Raw genomic sequence first — 2,013 nt, 5'->3', positions numbered from 1 at the left:
AGATGTGTATAAAGAGACAGTCCCCTCCCTGCGCACCCTGTTCGAGGAGCTGAGCGGCCTGGAGCTGGCCGGCGCGGATCCGGGCGCGAGCTTCCTGGAGCTGGGGCTGGATTCGCTGGTGCTCACGCAGGCGGCGCTCGCGGTGCAGAAGCAGTTCGGCGTGAAGGTGACGTTCCGGCAGCTCCTGGAGGAGGTCCCGTCGCTGGGGCAGCTCGCCGCGTACCTCGATGGCCGCATGCCCGCGGAGGCCGCGCCCGCCCCCGTGGCCGCCGCGCCCACCGCGCAGCTCACCGCGAACATCCTCGGACAGCCGCAGGTCCCTGCCGTCCCGGTCCAGGCCGCGCCGTTCGCCGCCGCCGGTGCCGCGTTCCAGGCCCAGGCGATGGCCGCGCCCGCTGGGAGCCTCCAGGCGGTGGTCGCGCAGCAGCTCTGGTTGATGACCCAGCAGCTCGCGCTCCTGTCCGGCCAGCCCGCGCAGGCCATGGCCCCGCAGGCTCCCGCCGTGCAGGCCCAGCCTCAGGCCGAGCAGGTCCCCGCCCCGCGGCCGCAGGCCGCCCCGGCTCCGGCCGCGGCCCCCGATGAGGCCGAACTCAAGGGCCCGGTGAAGTACGACGTGAAGAAGGCCTTCGGCGCCATCGCGCGCATCAGCCTGGCGCCGAAGGACGCGCTCACGCCCCGCCAGCAGACGTTCCTGGAGGACTTCACCCGCCGCTACAACACGAAGACGCAGGGCTCCAAGCGCTACGCCCAGGAGCACCGGAGCCAACTGTCGGATCCGCGCGTGGTGACGGGCTTCCGCCCGCTGCTCAAGGAGCTCATCTACCCGCTCAACGTGAACCGCTCCAAGGGCTCCAAGCTCTGGGACGTGGACGGCAACGAGTACCTGGACGCGCTCAACGGCTTCGGCTCCGTGATGTTCGGCCACGCGCCGGACTTCATCACCCAGGCCGTGCACCAGCAGGTGGACGACGGCTACGAGCTGGGGCCCATGCACCCGCTGGCCGGCGAGGTCGCGAAGCTCGTCTGTGAGTTCACCGGCGCGGACCGCGCGGCGCTCTGCAACACCGGCTCCGAGGCGGTGATGGGCGCGATGCGCATCGCCCGCACCGTCACCGGCCGCAGCACCATCGCCATCTTCTCCGGCAGCTACCACGGCATCTTCGACGAGGTGCTGGTGCGCGGCACCAAGAGCCTGCGCACCGTGCCGGCCGCCCCGGGCATCATGGCGGGCGCGGTGCAGGACGTGCTGGTGCTGGACTACGGCACGCCGGAGTCGCTCGAAATCCTCCGCGCCCGCGCGGACTCGCTGGCCGCCATCATGGTGGAGCCCGTGCAGAGCCGCCGCCCGGACTTCCAGCCGCGCGAGTTCCTGCACCAGCTGCGCGACCTCACCCAGAAGTCCGGCTCCGTCTACATCTTCGACGAGGTCATCACCGGCTTCCGCATGCACCCGGGCGGCGCCCAGGCCCTCTTCGGCGTGCAGGCGGACGTGGCCACCTACGGAAAGGTCGTGGGCGGCGGCATGCCCATTGGCGTCATCGCGGGCAAGCGCCCGTTCATGGACGCGCTGGACGGCGGCCACTGGCAGTTCGGCGACGACTCCGTGCCCACGGTGGGCGTGACGTACTTCGCCGGCACGTTCGTGCGCCACCCGCTGGCGCTCGCCGCCGCGAAGGCCGCGCTGGAGCACATGAAGGCCGCGGGCCCGGAGCTGCAGCGCGGCGTGAGCGCCAAGGCGGACCGGCTTGCCACCACGCTCAACGCGTTCTTCGACGAGGTGGGCGCCCCGCTGCGCATCAAGCACTTCGGGTCGCTGTGGAAGACGTTCGTCACGTCGGACGTCGCGAACGCGGACCTGCTGTTCTGCCTGCTGCGCGACAAGGGCATCCACATCTGGGATGGCTTCCCGTGCTTCTTCACCACGGCGCACTCGGACGCGGACGTGCAGCGCCTCATCACCGCGTTCCAGGACAGCGTCACGGAGCTGCAGGACGCGGGCTTCCTGCCCGGCAC

1 protein-coding gene is annotated in these 2,013 nt (G+C 71.4%); it reads left to right on the top strand.

From position 1 onward, the window contains the following. A partial coding sequence (locus D7X55_RS38840; protein WP_121725664.1) for an aminotransferase class III-fold pyridoxal phosphate-dependent enzyme occupies nt 1–2,013 on the top strand: 2,013 nt, incomplete at both ends.

Source organism: Corallococcus sp. AB049A, assembly GCF_003668885.1.
GTDB lineage: Bacteria > Myxococcota > Myxococcia > Myxococcales > Myxococcaceae > Corallococcus > Corallococcus interemptor.
The sequence above is the reverse complement of the archived record's forward strand: the minus strand, read 5'-3'. Positions and strand labels throughout refer to the sequence as shown.